The sequence below is a fragment of the Deinococcus phoenicis genome (genome assembly GCF_000599865.1).
In the GTDB taxonomy this organism is placed as follows: domain Bacteria; phylum Deinococcota; class Deinococci; order Deinococcales; family Deinococcaceae; genus Deinococcus; species Deinococcus phoenicis.
In genome coordinates this window covers 15915-34408 of sequence record NZ_JHAC01000001.1, presented here as the reverse complement: position 1 = coordinate 34408, position 18494 = coordinate 15915, and the positions used below count along the sequence as shown (strand labels likewise).

Genomic DNA, 18494 nt, shown 5'->3' with positions numbered 1-18494 from the left:
GGCGACATGAACACCCTGCCGCGTTTCGCGCTGTTCGCCGGTGCTGCTCTCGCCCTGACCGCCTGCGGTTCGGCTCCCGCGCCGCAGGCTTCCGATCAACCGCCCGTCACGGTCGTCAACGGGAAGGTCGTCACCTGGAGCGGCCTGGGGACGGTGGGGGTTCCGGGCCTGGACACCGCCAGCACCCCGGTGAACGCGGACGGCACCTTCGCGCTGGTCCTGCCCGGCGAGGCGGCGCTGGCTGGCCGGACCCTGACGGCGGCCGACGTGCTGACCGGGCTGGGCTGCACCGGTTCACTCGGCAGCAGCGCGGCGGGCACGCGGGGCTTTCTGGTGTCGGCCCTGACCGCCCAGGACACTGCCGGAACGCGGCAGGTGAGCGCGGTGGAAGGCTCGAAACCCGGTCTGCTGAGCCGCCACGTGAGCGCCCGCGCCTGGCTGTATGCCGACGGCGCGACCCAGTTGCGCGGCACGGTCGACTGCGCCCGGCTGCTGAACATCCCCCAGATCGGCACGCTGCCCGTCACCGTCACCGTGAACACCCAGCGCGGCTGGAATGTCATCGACCTGAACATCGAGGCCCAGGCCAATGTCTTCGGGCAGGTCAGCGCCAGCGGCACGGCGGCCAACTCGGCGGTGGGGGCCAGTCAGACGCAGTGGCGCACAATGGCGGAGCTTCAGGCCCAGATCGGGTTCTGACCCGTTCCTTCAGATAAACCGGCCCGCCAGATGAACCGGCTGGACCCTCTGCCGGTGAGGGTCCGGCTTTTACGTTTTCAGCGTAGCGCGCTATCCTGCTCCCGATGACCGCCGCCCCCGCCTCCACCGACCAACGCGCCCGCGAAGTCCTGAAGACCGTCTGGGGCTACGGCGCCTTCCGGGGCGTGCAGGCCGAGATCGTCCGCACGGTGGCCGAGGGGAGCAATGCGCTGGTGCTGATGCCGACGGGCGGCGGCAAGAGCCTGTGCTATCAGGTGCCCTCGCTGCTGCGGGACGGCGTGGGGGTCGTGGTGTCGCCCCTCATCGCGCTGATGAAGGACCAGGTGGACGCGCTGCGGCAGGTGGGCGTGCGGGCCGCCTTCCTGAACTCCACCCTTCAGGCGGAAGGGGTGCGCGAGGTCGAAGCGGCGCTGCTCGCCGGGGAACTCGACCTGCTGTACGTCGCGCCCGAGCGCCTGCTGCTGCCCCGGACCCTCGACCTGCTGGAGCGCGCGCCGGTGGCCCTGTTCGCCATCGATGAGGCGCACTGCGTCTCCCAGTGGGGGCACGACTTCCGGCCCGAGTACGGGCAACTGGGCGTGCTGCCCGAACGCTTCGGGCACCTGCCGCGCGTGGCCCTCACCGCCACCGCCGACGACCGCACCCGCGCCGACATCCTGCGGGTGCTGGGCTTGCAGGACGCGCCGCAGTTCATCTCGTCGTTCGACCGCCCCAACCTCCAGTACCGGGTGGCCCAGAAGGAAGCCCCCAAGACGCAGCTTCTCGACTTTATCCGCACCGAGCATCCGGGCGACGCGGGCATCGTGTACTGCCTCTCGCGCAAGTCGGTGGAGGAGACGACGGCGTGGCTGGCCGCGCAGGGCGTGGACGCGGTGCCGTATCACGCGGGCCTCTCGCCGCGCGAGCGCAACCACGCCCAGGACCGCTTTCTGAACGAGGAAGGGCTGGTCGTGGTGGCGACGGTCGCCTTCGGCATGGGCATCGACAAGCCCAACGTGCGCTTCGTGGCGCATCTCGACCTGCCCAAGAGCCTGGAAGGCTACTACCAGGAGACGGGCCGCGCCGGGCGCGACGGCCTGCCGGGCACCGCCTGGATGGTCTACGGTCTGGCCGACGTGGTGAACGTGAAACGGATGCTCGCGCAGAGTGACGCGCCCGAGGCGGTGAGGCGCGTCGAGGCCGCCAAGCTCGACGCCCTCTTGACCTACTGTGAGGCCGCCACGTGCCGCCGTCAGGTGCTGCTGGGGTATTTCGGGGAGACGCTCGCGGAGCCGTGCGGCAACTGCGACGTGTGCCTGAATCCCCCCCGCGTCCGCGACGCCACCCGCGAGGCTCAGATGGCCCTCTCGGCGGCGATCCGCACCGGCAACCGCTTCGGCGCGGCCCACCTGACCGACGTACTGCTGGGCCGCGAGACGGAAAAGGTGCGGGCGCTGGGGCACCACCAGCTCCCGACCTTCGGGGTCGGCCAGGGCCACGACGAGAAGGCCTGGCGGGGGCTGCTGCGCCAGCTGGTCAGCCTGGGCTACCTCGCGGCGGGCGAGCATCACGGCCTCAGCGCCACTGGCAAGGCCCGCCCGCTGCTGAAAGGTGAGGCGACGCTGCACCTGCGCGAAGACACCCTCGCCCCCCGGCCCGGCAAGCGCGACCGTGTCCGCCCGGGCCGCCCGGACCGCGCCCCGGTGGACGCGCAGGCTCAGCCGCTGTTCGAGGCCCTGCGCCAGTGGCGGCTCTCGAAAGCCCGCGAGCAGGCCGTGCCCCCTTACGTGATCTTCAACGACGCGACCCTGAAAACCATCGCCGAGCTGCGCCCCGGCACCCTGCCGACCCTCGGCAGCGTGAGCGGCGTCGGCGGGCGCAAACTGGAAAGTTACGGCGAGGAGGTGCTGGAGGTGGTGCGGGAGCATGCGGGGAGCCAGCAAGCGGTGGCCCGCCCCCAGCCCAACGACGCCGAGCGCGGAGCGGCGGGAAATGCGGCAGTGCTGGGCGTCCTGCGGGGAAGCGGCCAGCCGGCGGCGGTCCGCCCTCCGCCTCCACCCTCTGCCCTTTTTGCGTCCTCCCCACACCCGGCAGCCCCCGACCCCCAGCCCCACCCCGAGGTGGCCGAGGCCCTGCGCGAACTGCGCCGGGAACTCACGCGCGAGACAGGTCGCAGCGCCTTCGTGATCTTTCCGAACGCCACACTGGACGCGCTGGCGGCCCGGCAACCTCGCACGCTCGCCGAGTTGCAGGGGTTGCCCGGCCTGGGCGAGAAGCGCATCGAGGCGTATGGCGAACGGATCGTCGACGCGGTGCTGACCGCGCTGGACGGCTAGGCCCGGTCAGGTCCGTTTTCAGCCCGACCTTTCGCCCCGGCCGCCCTCAGCCCTGGGGCTGCGTCTTCCGGTGATGGACCGGGCGGAGCACGAGGCTCAGCGCGAATCCGGCGGCCACCAGCCCGAAGGCCAGGATGTAGGCCCGTTGCAGCCCTTCGGCCAGGGCCGCGCCGCCCGCCGCGATGGCTGCCGGGCCGATCAGCAGGGCCATCACGGCCACGCCCAGCGCGCCGCCCATCTGCCGGGCGAACAGCACGCCGCTGGTCACCGCGCCCAGTTCCGTCCGCTCGGATTGCTCCTGGGCCGAGAGCAGGAGGCTCAGCATCGCGAAGCCCATGCCCATGCCCACCACGAAGCCCAGCGCGGACGTGACCCACAGCGGCGCATGAACCGCGAGCGTCAGCAGCGCGAACATCACCGTCAGCACCAGAAAGCCCAGTTGCGCCAGCCGGGCCAGCGGCACCCGGGTCAGCAGGCGCGCGCTCAGCAGGCTGCTCAGCGTCCAGCCCACCAGCATCGGCGTGAGGATGGCCCCGGCGCCCGTCGCGCCGCCCCCGCCCACCCCCTGCGCGTACAGCGGCAGGTACGCGATCACGCCGAAATAGGCCGCGCCGCCCAGCAGGTTGCCCCCGAAGGCGACGGCGGTGCTGCGTTGCCGCAGCGCCCCCATGGGCAGCAGGGGTTCGGGGTGCCGCCGCTCGACCCAGAAGGCGGCCAGCAGGGTCAGCAGGCCCAGGGCGACGAGCACCCAGCCCCGGCTTTCGAGGCCCCACACCGTCAGGCCGCTGCCCAGCGTGAACAGGGCCGCCCCCGCCCAGTCCAGGCGGGCGGGGCGCGGAGTGGCCGTCTCGTGCAGGTGCCGCACGGCGATCAGGAGGGCGGCCAGGCCGAAGGGTAGGCTGGCGTAAAAGGTCCAGCGCCAAGACAGCGTGTCGGTCAGCCAGCCGCCCAGCAGCGGCCCCAGCAGTCCCGAGAGGCCCCACACGCCGCTGATGAAGGCCTGCACCCGCCCGCGTTCGCTGAGCTGGTACGTTTCGCCCACGATGGTCATGGTGAGGGGCAGCACCGCGCCCGCGCCCAGCCCTTGCAGGGCGCGCGCCGAGACCAGCCAACCCATGCTCTGCGCGAGGCCGCACAGGGCGCTGCCCAGCAGGAACAGCACCACGCCGGTCAGGTACAGCCGCCGCCGCCCCACCACGTCCGACGCGCGGCCCCACAGCGGGCTGGACACGGTGCTGGTCAGCAGGTAGACGGCAAAGGGCAGGGCGTAAGCGCTCTGTCCCCCCAGGTTGGCGATCACGCTGGGCATGGCGGTCGCCACCACGCTCGATTCCAGCGCCGCCAGGAACACGCCCAGGATCAGGCCGGTGGTGGCGAGCTGGCGGGCACGCCGCGCGCCGGGAGAGAGGGTTGACGGCTCGGTCATGACCAGCAGGCTAACGTGTCGGCGGCGGCTCCGGGGGTGGGAGTTCCTGAAGGAACGCCGTCACGGCGCGGACGATCTGCCTCTCGGTTTCCCCGCGCGTCACGGTCGGCTGACCGTCGTCCCTTTGCGGGCCATACCGCCCGAAAAAGGCATGGACGGCACCGGGCAGGACCGTGAGGGTGGTGTCCGGGGGCAGACGGTCCAGCCCGCCGCGCGCAGGTCCACATTCTCGGCGGGATAGGCCGCCAGCAGGATCAGGCCCGAGAGCTGCGCCGGATGCCGGGCCGCGTACTGCGCGGCCATCACGCCGCCCAGCGAGTGCCCCGCGATCACCACCCGCTTGCCCGGCCCGAAGCGGGCGATCAGACCCTCTGCCCGGTTCGCGCCGAGAACAGCCAGATCGAGGGGAAAGACCGGAATCACCGTCTGCACGCCCCTCGCGGCCAGGGCCTTCCCCAGCCACTCGTACGCCTGTGGCCGCACCAGGCCGCCGGGGTACAGGATCAGGAGAATGTCCGCCATGCCGTTCCGGGGCCGGATATCGATGAAGGGTTGCGGCTCCCGCTCCAGCCAGGACCGGGCCGCCGCGTCCACGCCGGGCGGGGCCGCGTCCTGGCCCAGCACCAGGGGTGGCCGCAGCACCAGCGGGCTGAGCCGGCCCACCGCCCCGCCCGCCAGAAACGCCAGCACCACGACCAGGGCCGTGCGGAAGTGGGATGGGCGGCGCATGGCCCCAGCATAGGGGCAAAAAAGCGCCGCCCCCGGTGAGGGGGGCGGCCAGGGTCGCGGCGGGGATCAGCGGCGCTCGGTGGGCAGCGCGGAGATGGCGCGGTGCGTGGAGGCGCTGCGGGCACCCATCACGCAGAGCAGCAGCGTCAGCCCGGCGGTCAGCAGCCAGCCCAGGCCCGTATTGCGGGCGGCAATGCGGGCGTTCTGCTCGACGGTGTTGGCGAGGTCCTGCGCCTGCTTCTGGAGACGGTTCACCTCGTTGGAAATCACCGTGCGGACTTCCTGGGCCTGGGCGTTGGACAGCCCCTGGCGCTCCAGGCGGGTCACGAACTCCTGGCCGGTCAGGGCGTTCTGGATCGCGGTCACGCGGGCGCTGGCAAAGTCGGTGATGTTCGTCAGATTCTGGTTGCCCAGGTCATACTGCGCGCGGCGGAAGATGCCCGTCACCACGTTGGCGGCGGCCTGCACCTGCGTCTGGTTCAGGCTGGGGCTGTTCTGGGCGATCAGGTCCACCACGTCCTGTTCGTTGATCCCGCTCACGAAGTCCTGCACGCCGCCGTTCTGCGCGGCCCCGACCCCGGCGGCCGTTCCCGCAGCGGCGGCGGTGCTGGCCACGGTCCCCACGGCGTTGGTGGCCGTGCCGACCAGGGTACTCGCGGTGTTGTAGAGAAACATCGTCGTCAGCAGCACCAGCAGGCCGCCGGTCACCAGCCCGGTCAGGGTGGCGTCGTCGTGGGTCATGGCCGCGATGCCGTCGGTGTTGAGGGTCGCGGGGGCGCTGGCCCGCACGGCGGTCAGTCCGGCCAGGTACGCCCCGACCAGCGCCGCGATGGCGGCCCAGATCACGGCCTGGATGCCGGTGCCCGTCAGGGTGATGCCGGTCAGGGCCGTGATGACCAGGCCGAGCGCCACGACCGTTAGGGTGCTGACCAGGCCCATCACCAGGCCGGCCAGAACGCCGCGCCAGCTCAGGCGGCGGGAAAGCATATCGGTGTTCAATGTCATAGTTTCTCCTTATTCCGTGGTGATGGCTTGTTGCGCTGCACCGGGGCCTCTTCGCGGCGGAAGAGTCGCGGTCCCCATCCGGCCCCCTCTCAAGTCAGGAGGCTTCTTGATGTCCACCCTAAACGGCTCTGCCTTTCCGTGCGCCGCCCTGACGCTTAACACGCCGCTCACAAAACCGCTGCATCCGGGCGCTACACGAAGGCGCTGAGGCCCGTGATCGCCCGGCCCACGACCAGGGTGTTGATCTCGTTGGTGCCCTCGTAGGAATAGATCGCTTCCGTGTCCGCGAAGTGCTTGGCGACGCCGTATTCCAGCAAGATGCCGTTGCCGCCGAAGGTCTCGCGGGCCAGCGCCACGGTTTCGCGGCAGCGCGCCGCCGTGACCACCTTGGCCAGGGCGGCGTGTTCGTCGCGCATCTGGCCCGCGTCGGCCATATGCGAGAGGCGCAGGCACAGCGCGAGCGCGCCCGTCACGTTGCCCAGCATGTGCACGAGGTGGTTCTGGATCAGCTGAAAGCTGCCGATGGGTTTGCCGAACTGCTCGCGGGTCTGGGCATACTTCAGGGCCAGCTCGTAGGCCCCCAGCGCGCAGCCCACCCCCTGCCACGCCACGCCCGCCCGCGTGAGGCGCAGCACCTCGGCGGTCGTGCGCCAGCCACGCACCTCCTGAAGACGGTCGGAGTCGGGCACCCGGCAATCCTCCAGGGTGATCTGCCCGTTTTCCACCATCCGCAACGCGATCTTGCCCTCGATCTTCCGCACGCGGTAGCCGGGCGTCCCGGCCCGCACGATGAAGCCCCGCACCTCGCCGCTGTCCACATCGCGCGCCCAGATCACCGTGAAGTCGCTGAAAGTCGAGTTGCCGATCCACTTCTTCTCGCCGTTCAGCACCCAGGCGTCGCCGTCGCGCCGGCAGGTGGTCCGCATCCCCTGGCTGACCTGCGAGCCGCCTTCGGGTTCGGTCAGGCCGAAGGCCCCGACCGCCTCCAGGTCCAGCATCTTCGGCAGCCATTCGGCCTTCTGCGCGTCACTGCCGCCCAGCGCGATGGACGCGAAGGCCAGGCCCGCGTGGACGCCGAAGAACACGGCGGTCGACACGTCCACCCGGCAGGCTTCCAGCGTGATCAGCCCTTCCATGACCGTCGCGTCGGGCTTGCGGGTGCCGTCCTCGTTCCAGACGCGGCGCAGCAGGTCGAGTTTTCGCAGCTCCGGGAGCAGTTGCCGGGGGAACTCGTCGCGGCTCCAGTAGTCGTTCATGATCGGCGCGACCTGCGCCGCCATGAAGCCGCGCACCGCCGTCCGGACCGCTTGCTGCTCTGGCGTCAGGTCGCCCAGCTGCCCGTAGAAGTCGCCGTTCGGCTCGGGCAGCGCCCGCGTCGGCCCGCCCCCGGCCAGCATCCGCGAGAGCTGCCTGAGGTCCCCGTCACTCATGCGCGAGGCGGCCCCCAGCAGCGCGGGCAGGTCCACTTTCTGACTCAGGCGACCCAGGGCCTCCAGGTCCAGTTGTGCCAGCCACTCCATAGGCAATTTCGAGGAGGATGTCATGGCCCCGTTGTACCCGGTGCAAGAAAATGGCACTGCGAGCCGTCACCCACCCGGCCTTTACCCAATGTTCAGCGTTTGGCCCGGGCACCGTGGCGGGGGATCGGACTGCCGCGCGGCAGGTGAGGGAACGCGGCGGCGGGCCGCGGCGTACTGTGCGGCATATGGAAACTCCGGGAGTCTGGGCGAGGTTGCGGGCCTTTACACGTGGTGAGCAGGAGGCGCAGACGCTCTATGCCTACCGCCGGGCGGGGGCGCAGGTTCATCCCCTGCTCGACGCCGCCGAGCGCCGCCGCTTCGACCTGACCCTCAGCGGCCAGAGTCCTTTTGCCGTCAAGCGTCATGTGGGCCTGGAACTGGCCTGCGCCTGGAACGCCTTCGCGCTGCAAACGCTGGGGGACAAGATGCTGGAGGCGGACGAGGCCGCCGACCCCGCCACGGCAGGGTTCCTGCCGCCCGTCACCTTCGCCCAGGTGCAGGGGTACTACACGGAAGTGCAGCGCTGGCTGGGCCACGCGAGCCAGGCCGCGCACGACCCGGAGTTCGAATTGCCGCCGGGCACGCTCCCGGCCCGCCTGCCGGAATGGTCGCCGGTCGAACCCTGCCCCCGGCCACACCTCGACGCCATGATTGCCGCCCTGGACGCCCTGCGCCTGCACGCCGAGGCCGCGATGCACCAGCTGGAGCGCGCCGCGCCCGAGGCCGACGCCGCCCGGCTGGCCCGCCTGCGCGGCCAGTTCGCGGAGGTGCTGTCCCAGGCGGCCTACGTCTCGGGTATGTACACGCCGGGGGCCTCGCCGGCCCTGCACGAACAGATCGAGGATCACGCCAAGCGCGCGCTGGAGGGGCTGTACCGGGTCGGGCAACTGATCAGCTATCCCGCGCTGCTGACGGACGCCGGACGCGGGGCGGCGCGCGGCGAGCCGGGCCAGAACCGCTTGCCGCGCACCCCGCTGCCGGGCGAGAAGGGCTTCGATCCCTGGGCGATGACGGCCCCGCACAGCGTCGCCTCGTTGCGCCGCAACCCGGATGCCCGGCGCGTGATCGAGGAGATGTGGGCGCTCGACCCTGAGCCGGCGGCCAGCGTGGCCCTCTGGGACGATCTGCGGCGTGCCCTGTCCAGCGGGGGCGCCGCCGTGGCCCTGCGGCCCGACGGTCAGCCGGTGGGCTTTTATTTCTGCACGCCCTACTGCGCGATCTACGAGGCGCGGCGGCCCCTGGTGATCGGGGATACGCCGGTTCCCCGGGGAAAGCGCTTCACGCTGGAGTGCGCGGCGGAGGGCGTGCGGCTCGGCTATCCCTTCAAGCGCGAGGTCGTTCTGGGCGACTTCCGTGCGGCCACCATCGACTACTGCGACCCCGACCAGCCCCCGCCCCACGAGTAATGCCTGGGGACAGGCTGACGCTCTAGCATGGTCCCGTGAACCCCCGGCCCACCCGCCCCCTGCCCACGCGGCCCGCCGGATACGTGGAACTCGGGCGGTACAGCGGTCTGGGGCGCTTCTGGACCTACCTTGCCAGTGCCGAGCGCGCCGGACGGGAGGTCCGGGTACCGCGTGGCGACCCGCCCGAACTGTGCCGCCGCCGCGTGAGCGGTTATGCCCTGCCCGGCGCGGCCCTGCTCCTCGACCTGGGCCGCGTGACCCAGGCCCTGGAGGACGGCTTCGAGACGCACCCCGCCCTGCTGGCCCTGCTGGCGGGTGACGCGGACCCGCTGCGCACCGAACTGAATGCCCACTTCGAGCTGCGCCTCGATTTCGTGCTGGCCTTCACGGCGGCCCGTGACCTGATCGCCCGGCCCGAGTTCAAGTACGCCCCCCTGGTGCGTGGCCTCTCGGACCTGCCCACCGGCCTGCCCCTCCAGTCCCGCCGCCTGGGCCGCGACGAGGTGCATCTGCTGGTGCAGCGGGCGTGCGGGCTGGCGTAGGGGCTTCGGGCAAGGCTCGTTCTACAGGCCCACGCCCCCTCTTATACAAACTTAAGGTGAGTCGAAGACGAACCCGAGCGGAGCGGGCAGGCGTCCTCAAGGGCGTCCGTTCTGCCCAAGACAGCGAGAATAAGAGAAGACCGGCTGGCGGCGGTGGAAGAACATCCGGTGTTGTGCCCGGATGTTCTGGAATCAGAGCAAGTCGGTATTACCCGTCGCTCTCCGTCCGCTTCTTGGGCTTGCTGGCCGCGAACTTCGCCAGCCGGGCCGTGGTCGCGGGCGGCGTGTTCGTGAGCAGATACCGGGAGGCGGGGTTGCGCCGGGCGAAGGCGTCCACCCGGCCGAACATCGTGCCGAACAGGTCTTCCGGCATGTCGAGAGCGGGGGTGAGGCGCACGGTGCGCTTGCTGCTCAGGCTGAGGTTCGCCATCACGCCCGCCTCGTGGAGTTCGCGCAGGGCCAGGATGGCGGTCGCCTCGAAGACCAGTTCCTTCAGCACGCCGGGCAGGGGCACCCCCACCATCGGTTTGAATTGCAGGGCGAGCAGCAGGCCCTGGCCGCGCACGTCCTCAAGCAGGCGGGGGTATTGCCGCTGGACGGCCCGCAGCCGCTCCAGCCCCACGGCGCCGAGGCGGGCGCTGCGGGCGGGCAGGTCGGCTTCGATCAGGTATTCCAGCGATTTCAGGCCGACCGCCATCGCCAGCGCGTTGCCGCCGAAGGTGTTGGAGTGCCGCTTGCTGCTCAGGCCGCCCAGCATCTTCTTGTAGATGGCGTGCCGGACGATGGTCGCGCCGACCGCCGTCATCCCGCCGCCCAGCGGCTTGGCGAGCGTGATGATGTCGGCGTCCAGCCCCTGCGCCGCCGACTCGAACCAGTGCCCGGTGCGGCCCAGCCCGGTCTGGATCTCGTCCGCGATGCAGACGATGCCGTGCTTACGGCACAGGTCGCCCGCGCCGCGCAGAAAGCCGGGCGGGGGGATATTCACGCCGCCCTCGCCCTGGATCGGCTCGACGACCACCGCCACCACGTTGTCCGGCCCCAGCCGCCGGATCAGCCGGGTCAGCGCGTCCAGATCACCGTAAGGGCTGGTCAGCGCCCCCGGCACCAGCGGGCGGAACACGTCCTGATACTCGGGGTTGGGCGTGAGGCTCAGGCTGCCCAGCGTCTTGCCGTGGTAGCCGCTGGAAAAGGAGATATAGAACTTGGCGCGGGGCCGCCAAGCCTTGGCGAACTTCAGCGCCCCCTCGATGGCCTCGGTACCGCTGGAGCAGAAGAAGACCTGCGAGTCGGCATGATCGGGCAGCTCCCGCGCCAGCAGCCGCACCAGATTGGCCTCCAGCGCCGCGCGCCAGGGCGAGCTGGACTGCTGCGGCAGGCTCATCGCCCGGTTCTTTTGCAGGAACTCGCGCAGGAACCCGGTCAGGACCGGGGGCATCTCCCCGAAAGGCACCGCCGCGTAGCCCGAGGCGTTGATGCGCCGCACGCCCCGCTCGTCTTCCAGTTCCCAGGGCGTGACGCGGGAAAACGGCCCGGCCAGCCCCAGCAGGTCGAGGCCGAACAGCAACTCCTCGTTGCCGTAGCGCATGTCGAGTGTCCTCGTCTCGGCGGGGCTGAGCCGTTCGTCCAGCACGTCCTGCGCGCGAATGAAGCCGGGCGGGAGAGAAGCAGTCATGCGGGGCAGTCTAGCGGCCGCCCGGTCAGTCGAGGTCCACCCCCAGTTCGGGATGCCCGCTCAGCTCCACCATGCGCCGCACCTGCCCGGGGAGGTTGCGGCCCAGGCTGAGGGGCGGCAGGGCATCCGGGTGAAACCAGCCACTTTCCAGCGTTTCGGTGTTGGCGGGGTGGGCCGCGTCCCTGGTCAGCTCGCAGGCCACGAACAGCTTGTAGACGGCCCAGAGGTCCGGCGGGTGCCCATGCTTGTCCTTGTCGAGCAGGGCCAGCAGGCGCGCCCCGCGCACTTCCCGCCCCGTCTCCTCGCGCACTTCCCGCACGGCCACCTCGCGCGGGCTGTCGCCGGGGTCGGCCCAGCCGCCCGGCAGGCTCCAGCAGCCGTCCTGCCGCTCGCGGGTCAGCAGCACCTCGCCCGCCGCGTTCAGCACCACGGCCCGCACGTCCACCTTGGGCGTCAGGTAGCCGCGCTCGGCCCGCAGCTGCGCGTGCACCTCGCCCGCCGCCTGCCCCGTTTCCCCGGCCAGCAGCTCGGCCGTCAGGACCAGCAGCCGCTCATAGCGTTCGCGGTCGTAGGGATCGCGGGTGTAGGTGAGGCCCGCCTGGGCGATGGACTGGAGTTCGCGGAGCTGGGGAAGGGTCGGCATACGGAAGCGTATATCCTCCCCCCATGCGTCTCGTCAGGATTCAGCATGAAGCAGCGCCCCGCTGGGGGCAGATCGAGGGGGACACCATTCACCTCACGCGCGGCATGACCGGCGAGCGGACGGGGGAGACGCTGGCGCTCTCCGGGGCGGCCCTGCTCGCCCCCGCCGAGCCGACCAAGATCGTGTGCGTAGGGCGTAACTACCTCGACCACATCCGCGAACTGGGCAACGACACGGCGGGGCTGCCGGGCGAACCCGGCATTTTCCTGAAAGGGCCGAATGCGCTGGCCGAACCCGGCGGGACCGTGCTGTTCCCCGACTGGACGGAGAACTTCCATTTCGAGGGCGAACTCGCACTGGTGATCGGGCAGCGGGCCAGCGCCCTCAAGCCCGACATGGCGTTGAGTGCCGTCTTGGGCTACACCTGCGGCCTCGACCTGACGGCCCGCGACCTCCAGAAGACGGACCTCCAGTGGTTCCGGGCCAAGGCCGCCGACCGCTTCTGCCCGCTCGGCCCCTGGCTGGAAACCGACCTCGATCCCACCGACCTGCGGGTCCGGACCCGCGTGAACGGCGAGACGCGTCAGGACGGGCGCACCAGCCACATGATCTTCGACGTGGTGCAGATTCTGACCTACATCACCCGGTACGTGACGCTCGAACCCGGCGACGTGGTGCTGACCGGCACGCCGGAGGGCGTCGGCGCGCTGCACCGGGGCGACACGGTCGAGGTGGAGGTGGGGGGAATCGGCACGCTGACCACGCAGATCGGCTAGCCCGGCCCACGGTGTCCCCCGGCCCGCACGCGCTAGCCTGAGGCGTGCCCACCCGCCGTGCCCTGGCCCTGGCTCTCGCGTTGTTCGCCGCCCTCCCGGTGGGGGCGAGTCCGGCCACCGACCTCTTTGAGGCCGCCACCCGCGCCGTCCAGAGCGAGTATTACGGCTGGTCCACCGTGGACCGCGTGGGTCTGGGCGTGAAGTACGCGTCCGTTCTGGCGGACAAGTGCGCGCCCCAGGGGGACGCCTGCGACTACGCGACGGGCCGCGCCGTGCTGGGTGACCTGCTGAGCGAACTGGGCGACGCCCACACCAACATCCGCGACGCGGAGGGGGCCGAGCGCCTGGCCGAGGTCACGCAGAACCGCGCCGTGAACCGCACGGGCGCGCGGGTGGTGCGGGCGGCGGGCGGCCTGCTGGTCGTGTCGGTCATGCCGGGCAGCCCCGCCGCAGGGGCGGGCGTGCGCCGCTTCGACCTGCTGACCGGAGTGAACGGTGAGGCCGCCGGGAAGGACACCGGGGGAAAGAACCTCCCGGTCGGCCCGAACGAATTCATTCGCCTGGAACGTGCGGGCGCGCCCCTGCGCGTGACCCTGCGCCGCGCCGGCAGCCCCGACCGGGAAGTGACCCTTCCCACCGCCCGGCTCCAGGCCCGCGACGAACCCACGCTGAGCTGGGCCGGGCCGGACGGCAAGACCGCCGTCATCGATTACCCGACCTTCCTCGCCAGCGACAGCGCCGGGCTGTTCCTCAGGCGCCTGGGCGAGGCTCAGGCCGCAGGCGCGCGGGCACTCGTCGTGGACCTGCGCTACAACGGCGGCGGCAGCCTGAACCAGTGCATTGCCGCCGCCAGCAGCTTTGCGCCGGTGCTGTACCGGACGCGGGGGCAGGGCTGGAACTACACCTACGCGGGTCTGCGGGGCGAGGAGGTGTTCGCCTTTCTGGCCCGCGCCGCCCGGCCCGACTGGGGCCTGTGGCGTGGCCCGCTGGCCGTGCTGGTCGGCCAGGACACCGCCTCCTGCGCGGAAGTGTTCACGTACTACGCCCACAAGGCCGGAGCCGTCGTGGTGGGAGAGAAGACGCGCGGCGTGGGCAACAGCGGCGTGATCTTCGAGGCGATGCCGGACGGGGGCGTGCTGTCGGTCACGGTGCTGCGCGCCTACACCGACGCGGGCGACCCGCTGCCCGCCTTCCAGACGCCGGATGTGGCGGCCCCCACCGATATCGCTGTCCTGACTGCTGAAGGCCGCGACACCACGTTGGAAGCGGCGCTGTCGGCCCTCGCCTCACCCGCACCGGACCTGCAAAAGGAAGCGGGGCAGACAGACGCGGGCCGGGTCCAGGACGCTAGCCTGAATGTGGGCAGAAGGTAACGCTGAACGGCGTACCACACGGGAACCCACCGGTAGACTAGACTCAATGAAGCATCCACATCCGCTTTCCCACGCGCTGCGCCCAGGCGCGGTGCAGTCCGCCCAGCCCCAATCAGCACCGCCCCAGCCCGCTCGACACAGGGGGTAGCCCATGAACAGATACGACGACCGCGCCCGCCTCGTGTTCCACTACGCCCGTGAGGAGGGCAACCGCCTCGGGCACGCTATGGTCGGCCCCGAACACCTGCTGCTCGGCCTGATGCGCGAGGGCGGGACCGCCGCCACCATCCTGACCGAGTTCGGGGCCTCGCTCGACGGGCTGCGCCGCCGCGTCGAGGAAATCATCGGCCGGGGCGAGGGCAACCGCCTCAACGACGCCCCCTCCATCACCCCCCGCGCCCGCCGCGTGATGGAACTCGCCTCCGCCGAGGCCCGCAGCCTGGGCGCGCAGGTCACCTCCACCGAGCACATCCTCCTCGGCATCATCCGCGAGGGGGACGGGGTGGCCTTCCGCATCCTGCAAGAACTCACGAAGGATGTGGACACCATCCGCTGGCGCGTGCTGGCCCAGGGCGACGGCAGCGCCGGGGGCAAGGCCGCCAAGCCGGTCGCCACGCCCTTCCTCGACGAGTACGGCCGCGACCTCACCAAGCAGGCCCGCGAGGGCAAGCTCGACCCGGTGATTGGCCGCAGCGAGGAAATCCGCCGCGTCACCCAGATTCTCACGCGGCGCACCAAGAACAACCCCGTCCTGATCGGGGACCCCGGTGTGGGCAAGACCGCCATCGTGGAGGGCCTCGCGCTCGCCATCCACGAGAAGCGCACGCCGCCCAACCTGCACGGTGTGCGTCTGGTCAGCCTTGACCTCTCGGGCGTGGTGGCCGGGACCAAGTACCGGGGCGAGTTCGAGGAACGCCTGCGCCAGATTATCGAGGAACTCCGCAACGCGAAGGTGATGGCCTTTATCGACGAGCTGCACACCCTGGTCGGGGCGGGCGGCGCGGAAGGCACGCTGGACGCGGCGAACATCCTCAAGCCTGCCCTCTCACGCGGCGAGATTCAGGTGATCGGCGCCACCACGACCGGCGAATACCACCGCTACATCGAAAAGGACGCCGCCCTGGAACGCCGCTTCCAGCCGGTGATCGTGCTGGAACCCAGCCCCGCCGAGACGCTCCAGATTCTGCGCGGCCTGCGTCCCCGCTACGAGGAACACCACGGCGTGCAGATTCCGGATCAGGCGCTCGAACTGGCGGTTCGTATCGGTGAGCGTTCCCTGCCGGGCCGCAACTTCCCGGACAAGGCCATCGACCTGATCGACGAGGCCGCTAGCCGCGTGCGCCTGAACATGAGCGTAGGCCTGCCCGTCGCCGAGAACGAGGACGGCGAGCCGTTCGTGACCCGCGAGGACATCGAGAGCGTCATCAACTCGATGGGCGGCATCTACTCCGAGGAATCGGCGGCGCAGCTCAGTGACCTTGAAGACCAGCTCACCGATCAGGTGTACGGCCAGCCCGAAGCGATCAAGGCGCTGTCCAGTGCCCTGCGCCGCGCGCGCGTGGGCCTGGGCGGACGCACCCGCGTCGCCGCCAGCTTCCTGTTCGTCGGCCCCAGCGGCGTGGGCAAGACCCACCTCGCCAAGGCGCTGGCCCGCACGCTGTTCGGCTCGGAGCGCAGCCTCATCCGGGTGGACATGAGCGAGTTTCAGGAATCGCACTCCATCTCCAAGCTGATCGGATCGCCTCCCGGCTACGTGGGCTTCGAGCAGGGCGGCCGCCTGACCGAGGCGGTGCGCCGTCAGCCCTTCTCGGTGATCCTGCTCGACGAGATCGAGAAGGCGCACCCGGACGTGTACAACACCTTCCTCCAGGTGCTGGACGACGGCCGCCTGACCGACGGGCTGGGCCGCACGGTGGACTTCCGCCGCACCATCATCATCATGACCAGCAACACGGGTTTCAACGTGAACCCGACGGTGGGCTTCAGCCCGGTCACGCAGGACAGCAACACGCCGCTGAGGCACATCTTCACGCCCGAGTTCCTCGACCGCCTCGACGACGTGATCCGCTTCCGTCCGCTGGGCGAGGACGAACTGGTGCGGGTGGCCCAGCAACTGATGGGCGAGATGCGGGAAGAACTCGCCAGCCGCGAGCTGAACGTGACCTTCGACCCGGCCATCGCCGCCTGGCTGGTGGGCAAGCTCAAGGCCCGCAGCCCCAAGCACGCCGTCGGCAGTTCCCGCCAGCTCCGCACCCTGGTCCGCGAGGAAATCGAGGACCCGCTGGCCCTCGAACTGATCGGGAATGCGGGCGAGGAACTGCGCGTGGTGCTGGGTACCGACGGCATCCAGTTCGAGCGGGGCAAGGCGGCGCCGCCCCAGATTCTGGCCTGACGGAAGGGCCAGCAGGAGAAAAGAAAGGGGGAGACGGGGGCCAGGGTGCAGACCTTGGCCCCCGCCTCCTGCGTCTGGCCCTCTTATACGAAATGGCGTTGATTCCTGGGAATCAACCGAGCGGAGCGAGTGGCAAAAGGTACGGGATGGCGGCGATGGAAGAACATCTGGTGGTGTCCCGGATGTTCTGGAATCAGAGCAATCCCGTATTGCATGTGGCACGTTGCTCTGCGTGCGGAGCCGCTAGGATGCGTCTCTATGACCAAGAGCATCGCCGCTTTCCAGGACGAACACGGGCGCATCACCGGCTGGCCCTCCGACCGCCGCCGCGCGCATCAACTCGCCATCCTCGATTACCTCACCGGCCTGTTCGAGCCGGGCCGCCGGTATGGCGAGGCCGAGGTGCAGGCGATCTTGCGCGACCACAGCACGCTGGAAGAACCCGGCGTCCTGCTGACCGAACTCGTGGACGGTGACTACCTGGCCGTGCAGGACGGCAGCTACTGGCGGGCGGACAGCCGACCGAATGGCTAGGAGGCGCCGTGGCTAGAGTCACCACCAGATACGTCTGCACCTCCTGCGGCTACCAGTCGGCCAAGCCGCTGGGCCGCTGCCCCAACTGCCAGGCCTGGAATTCCTTCGAGGAGGAAGTGCCGACGGTGGCGGCGGGCAAGACCCGTGCGGGCGGAGCGGGGGGCTACGGCGGCGTCACGGGCGGGAAACTCACGCCCCTCTCGACCGTGGGGCGGCGTGAGGAACCCCGCACACCCACCGGCATCCCGGAACTCGACCGCGTGCTGGGCGGGGGCCTGGTCGCGGGGGGCGTGACGCTGATCGGCGGTGAACCCGGCATCGGCAAAAGCACGTTGCTGCTTCAGGTGGCCGACAAACTTGCGCGCAGCGGCGCGACCGTGCTGTATGTGGCGGGTGAGGAGTCGCTGGAACAGATTCGCCTGCGCGCCGACCGCCTGGGGGTGTCCGCCGAGATTCAGCTGACCCGCGACACCCGTGCCGAACACGTCGCCGCCCTGATGGCCGAACACCGGCCCGCCCTGTGCATCGTGGACTCCATCCAGACCGTGACGGTGGAGGGCGACGGGACCCCCGGCGGTGTCGCCCAGGTGCGCGAGGGGACGGCTCTGCTGACCCGCGCCGCCAAGGAAACCGGCACCGCGACCGTCCTCGTCGGCCACGTGACCAAGGAGGGCACCGTGGCCGGGCCGAAGGTGATGGAACACATCGTGGACACCACCGTCTTTCTGGAAACCGTGGGGGCCTTTCGCCTGCTGCGCAGCGTGAAAAACCGCTTCGGACAGGCCGGAGAACTCGGCGTGTTCGAGATGCGCGGCGAGGGGCTGGTCGCGGTCGAGAATCCCAGTGCCGCCTTCCTGGCCGAGCGGCCCGTGGGCGTGCCCGGCAGCGTGGTCGCCGCGACCATCGACGGGCAGCGGCCCATGCTGCTGGAAGTGCAGGCGCTGGCCGCCAAGACGCCCTACCCGAACCCGCGCCGCGTGGTGGTCGGCCTCGATCCCCGGCGCGTGGACGTGGTGCTGGCCGTGCTGGAACGCCGCCTCGACCTCACGCTGGGCGGACTGGACATCTACGTGAATCTGGCGGGCGGTCTGAAGGTGCCCGATCCCGGCCTCGACCTGCCCGTCGCCCTCGCGGTGTATTCCGCCGTCGTGGGCCGCGCGCTGCCGGGCAACGTCGCCGTGTTCGGAGAGGTCGGCCTGGCGGGCGAGGTCCGCTCGACACAGGGCGCACTCCGCCGCGCCGAGGAAGCCACGCGCGCCGGCTACCGCAGCCTGATCGTTCCCCCCGGCCTGGACGGACGTGAGGGGGTCCGCAGCGTGGAGGAGGCCGTGGGTCTGCTCTGGAAGGTGAAAGCCTAGGCGGGGGTCCAGCTCAATTGTTGATAGAGATTTGGTCAAGGAAAGGCCTGCCCTCTGCAATGTGTTGACCAGAATTCTGGATC

Annotated in this window: 15 protein-coding genes; 9 read left to right on the top strand and 6 right to left on the bottom strand. The window is 70.5% G+C overall.

What is annotated here, in order from left to right:
• Positions 1-6: 6 nt before the first annotated feature.
• Both DEIPH_RS00135 and recQ read left to right on the top strand, forming a co-directional pair.
• Positions 7-699, top strand: a complete 693-nt coding sequence (locus DEIPH_RS00135; protein ID WP_034351921.1) for a hypothetical protein — start codon at positions 7-9, stop codon at positions 697-699.
• A gap of 104 nt (positions 700-803) precedes the next feature.
• A complete protein-coding gene (recQ, locus tag DEIPH_RS00130) occupies positions 804-3035 on the top strand; it encodes a DNA helicase RecQ (protein ID WP_034351918.1) in 2232 nt (743 codons plus the stop codon).
• 46 nt (positions 3036-3081) lie between these two features.
• Here the strand turns inward: recQ and DEIPH_RS00125 are convergent, their stop codons facing one another.
• The 4 genes from DEIPH_RS00125 to DEIPH_RS00110 all read right to left on the bottom strand — a co-directional run bounded on the left by DEIPH_RS00125 (position 3082) and on the right by DEIPH_RS00110 (position 7739).
• Positions 3082-4461: an MFS transporter gene (locus tag DEIPH_RS00125; RefSeq protein WP_034351916.1), complete on the bottom strand. Its 1380-nt coding sequence runs from the start codon at positions 4459-4461 to the stop codon at positions 3082-3084.
• Between the two features lie 99 nt (positions 4462-4560).
• Positions 4561-5190: an alpha/beta fold hydrolase gene (locus tag DEIPH_RS18520; protein ID WP_235183125.1), complete on the bottom strand. Its 630-nt coding sequence runs from the start codon at positions 5188-5190 to the stop codon at positions 4561-4563.
• 66 nt (positions 5191-5256) lie between these two features.
• Positions 5257-6195, bottom strand: coding sequence for a hypothetical protein (locus DEIPH_RS00115; protein WP_034351914.1), 939 nt, complete (start codon positions 6193-6195; stop codon positions 5257-5259).
• A gap of 191 nt (positions 6196-6386) precedes the next feature.
• Positions 6387-7739, bottom strand: a complete 1353-nt coding sequence (locus DEIPH_RS00110; protein WP_034351912.1) for an acyl-CoA dehydrogenase family protein — start codon at positions 7737-7739, stop codon at positions 6387-6389.
• 161 nt (positions 7740-7900) lie between these two features.
• On the opposite strand from DEIPH_RS00110, the gene DEIPH_RS00105 reads away from it, so the two are divergent.
• Entirely contained in the window at positions 7901-9121 is a 1221-nt protein-coding gene (locus DEIPH_RS00105; RefSeq protein WP_034351910.1) for a hypothetical protein, read from the top strand.
• Positions 9122-9156: 35 nt separating this feature from the next.
• Complete coding sequence (locus DEIPH_RS00100; RefSeq protein ID WP_034351909.1) at positions 9157-9663, top strand: hypothetical protein; 507 nt, start codon at positions 9157-9159, stop codon at positions 9661-9663.
• A 208-nt stretch (positions 9664-9871) separates the two neighbouring features.
• Here DEIPH_RS00100 and DEIPH_RS00095 read toward each other — a convergent pair whose 3' ends face one another.
• Together DEIPH_RS00095 and DEIPH_RS00090 are read right to left on the bottom strand one after the other, a co-directional pair.
• On the bottom strand, positions 9872-11335 hold the full coding sequence (locus DEIPH_RS00095) for a class-III pyridoxal-phosphate-dependent aminotransferase (RefSeq protein ID WP_034351908.1): 1464 nt from the start codon (positions 11333-11335) through the stop codon (positions 9872-9874).
• A gap of 25 nt (positions 11336-11360) precedes the next feature.
• Complete coding sequence (locus DEIPH_RS00090; RefSeq protein WP_034351907.1) at positions 11361-11978, bottom strand: NUDIX hydrolase; 618 nt, start codon at positions 11976-11978, stop codon at positions 11361-11363.
• A 23-nt stretch (positions 11979-12001) separates the two neighbouring features.
• Here DEIPH_RS00090 and DEIPH_RS00085 point away from each other — a divergent pair, with 23 nt between their 5' ends.
• From DEIPH_RS00085 to radA, 5 genes are all read left to right on the top strand, one after another.
• Positions 12002-12754, top strand: coding sequence for a fumarylacetoacetate hydrolase family protein (locus tag DEIPH_RS00085; protein ID WP_034351906.1), 753 nt, complete (start codon positions 12002-12004; stop codon positions 12752-12754).
• A gap of 44 nt (positions 12755-12798) precedes the next feature.
• Entirely contained in the window at positions 12799-14127 is a 1329-nt protein-coding gene (locus DEIPH_RS00080) for a S41 family peptidase (protein WP_235183124.1), read from the top strand.
• Between the two features lie 151 nt (positions 14128-14278).
• Positions 14279-16519: an ATP-dependent Clp protease ATP-binding subunit gene (locus DEIPH_RS00075; RefSeq protein ID WP_034351905.1), complete on the top strand. Its 2241-nt coding sequence runs from the start codon at positions 14279-14281 to the stop codon at positions 16517-16519.
• 258 nt (positions 16520-16777) lie between these two features.
• On the top strand, positions 16778-17053 hold the full coding sequence (locus DEIPH_RS00070; RefSeq protein ID WP_034351904.1) for a DUF2087 domain-containing protein: 276 nt from the start codon (positions 16778-16780) through the stop codon (positions 17051-17053).
• A gap of 8 nt (positions 17054-17061) precedes the next feature.
• The gene (gene radA, locus DEIPH_RS00065) at positions 17062-18411 is read left to right on the top strand and encodes a DNA repair protein RadA (RefSeq protein ID WP_034351903.1); all 1350 of its coding nucleotides are present in this window, start codon (positions 17062-17064) and stop codon (positions 18409-18411) included.
• Positions 18412-18494 lie beyond the last annotated feature (83 nt).

Excerpts from the sequence above, each read along its gene's own strand:
- recQ (WP_034351918.1), top strand. The coding sequence starts at position 804 with ATGACCGCCGCCCCCGCCTCCACCGACCAACGCGCCCGCGAAGTCCTG.
- DEIPH_RS00095 (WP_034351908.1), bottom strand. The coding sequence starts at position 11,335 with ATGACTGCTTCTCTCCCGCCCGGCTTCATTCGCGCGCAGGACGTGCTG.
- DEIPH_RS00070 (WP_034351904.1), top strand. The coding sequence starts at position 16,778 with ATGACCAAGAGCATCGCCGCTTTCCAGGACGAACACGGGCGCATCACC.
- DEIPH_RS00075 (WP_034351905.1), top strand. The coding sequence starts at position 14,279 with ATGAACAGATACGACGACCGCGCCCGCCTCGTGTTCCACTACGCCCGT.
- DEIPH_RS00125 (WP_034351916.1), bottom strand. The coding sequence starts at position 4,461 with ATGACCGAGCCGTCAACCCTCTCTCCCGGCGCGCGGCGTGCCCGCCAG.
- DEIPH_RS00090 (WP_034351907.1), bottom strand. The coding sequence starts at position 11,978 with ATGCCGACCCTTCCCCAGCTCCGCGAACTCCAGTCCATCGCCCAGGCG.
- DEIPH_RS18520 (WP_235183125.1), bottom strand. The coding sequence starts at position 5,190 with ATGCGCCGCCCATCCCACTTCCGCACGGCCCTGGTCGTGGTGCTGGCG.
- DEIPH_RS00105 (WP_034351910.1), top strand. The coding sequence starts at position 7,901 with ATGGAAACTCCGGGAGTCTGGGCGAGGTTGCGGGCCTTTACACGTGGT.
- DEIPH_RS00115 (WP_034351914.1), bottom strand. The coding sequence starts at position 6,195 with ATGACATTGAACACCGATATGCTTTCCCGCCGCCTGAGCTGGCGCGGC.
- DEIPH_RS00135 (WP_034351921.1), top strand. The coding sequence starts at position 7 with ATGAACACCCTGCCGCGTTTCGCGCTGTTCGCCGGTGCTGCTCTCGCC.
- DEIPH_RS00085 (WP_034351906.1), top strand. The coding sequence starts at position 12,002 with ATGCGTCTCGTCAGGATTCAGCATGAAGCAGCGCCCCGCTGGGGGCAG.
- DEIPH_RS00110 (WP_034351912.1), bottom strand. The coding sequence starts at position 7,739 with ATGACATCCTCCTCGAAATTGCCTATGGAGTGGCTGGCACAACTGGAC.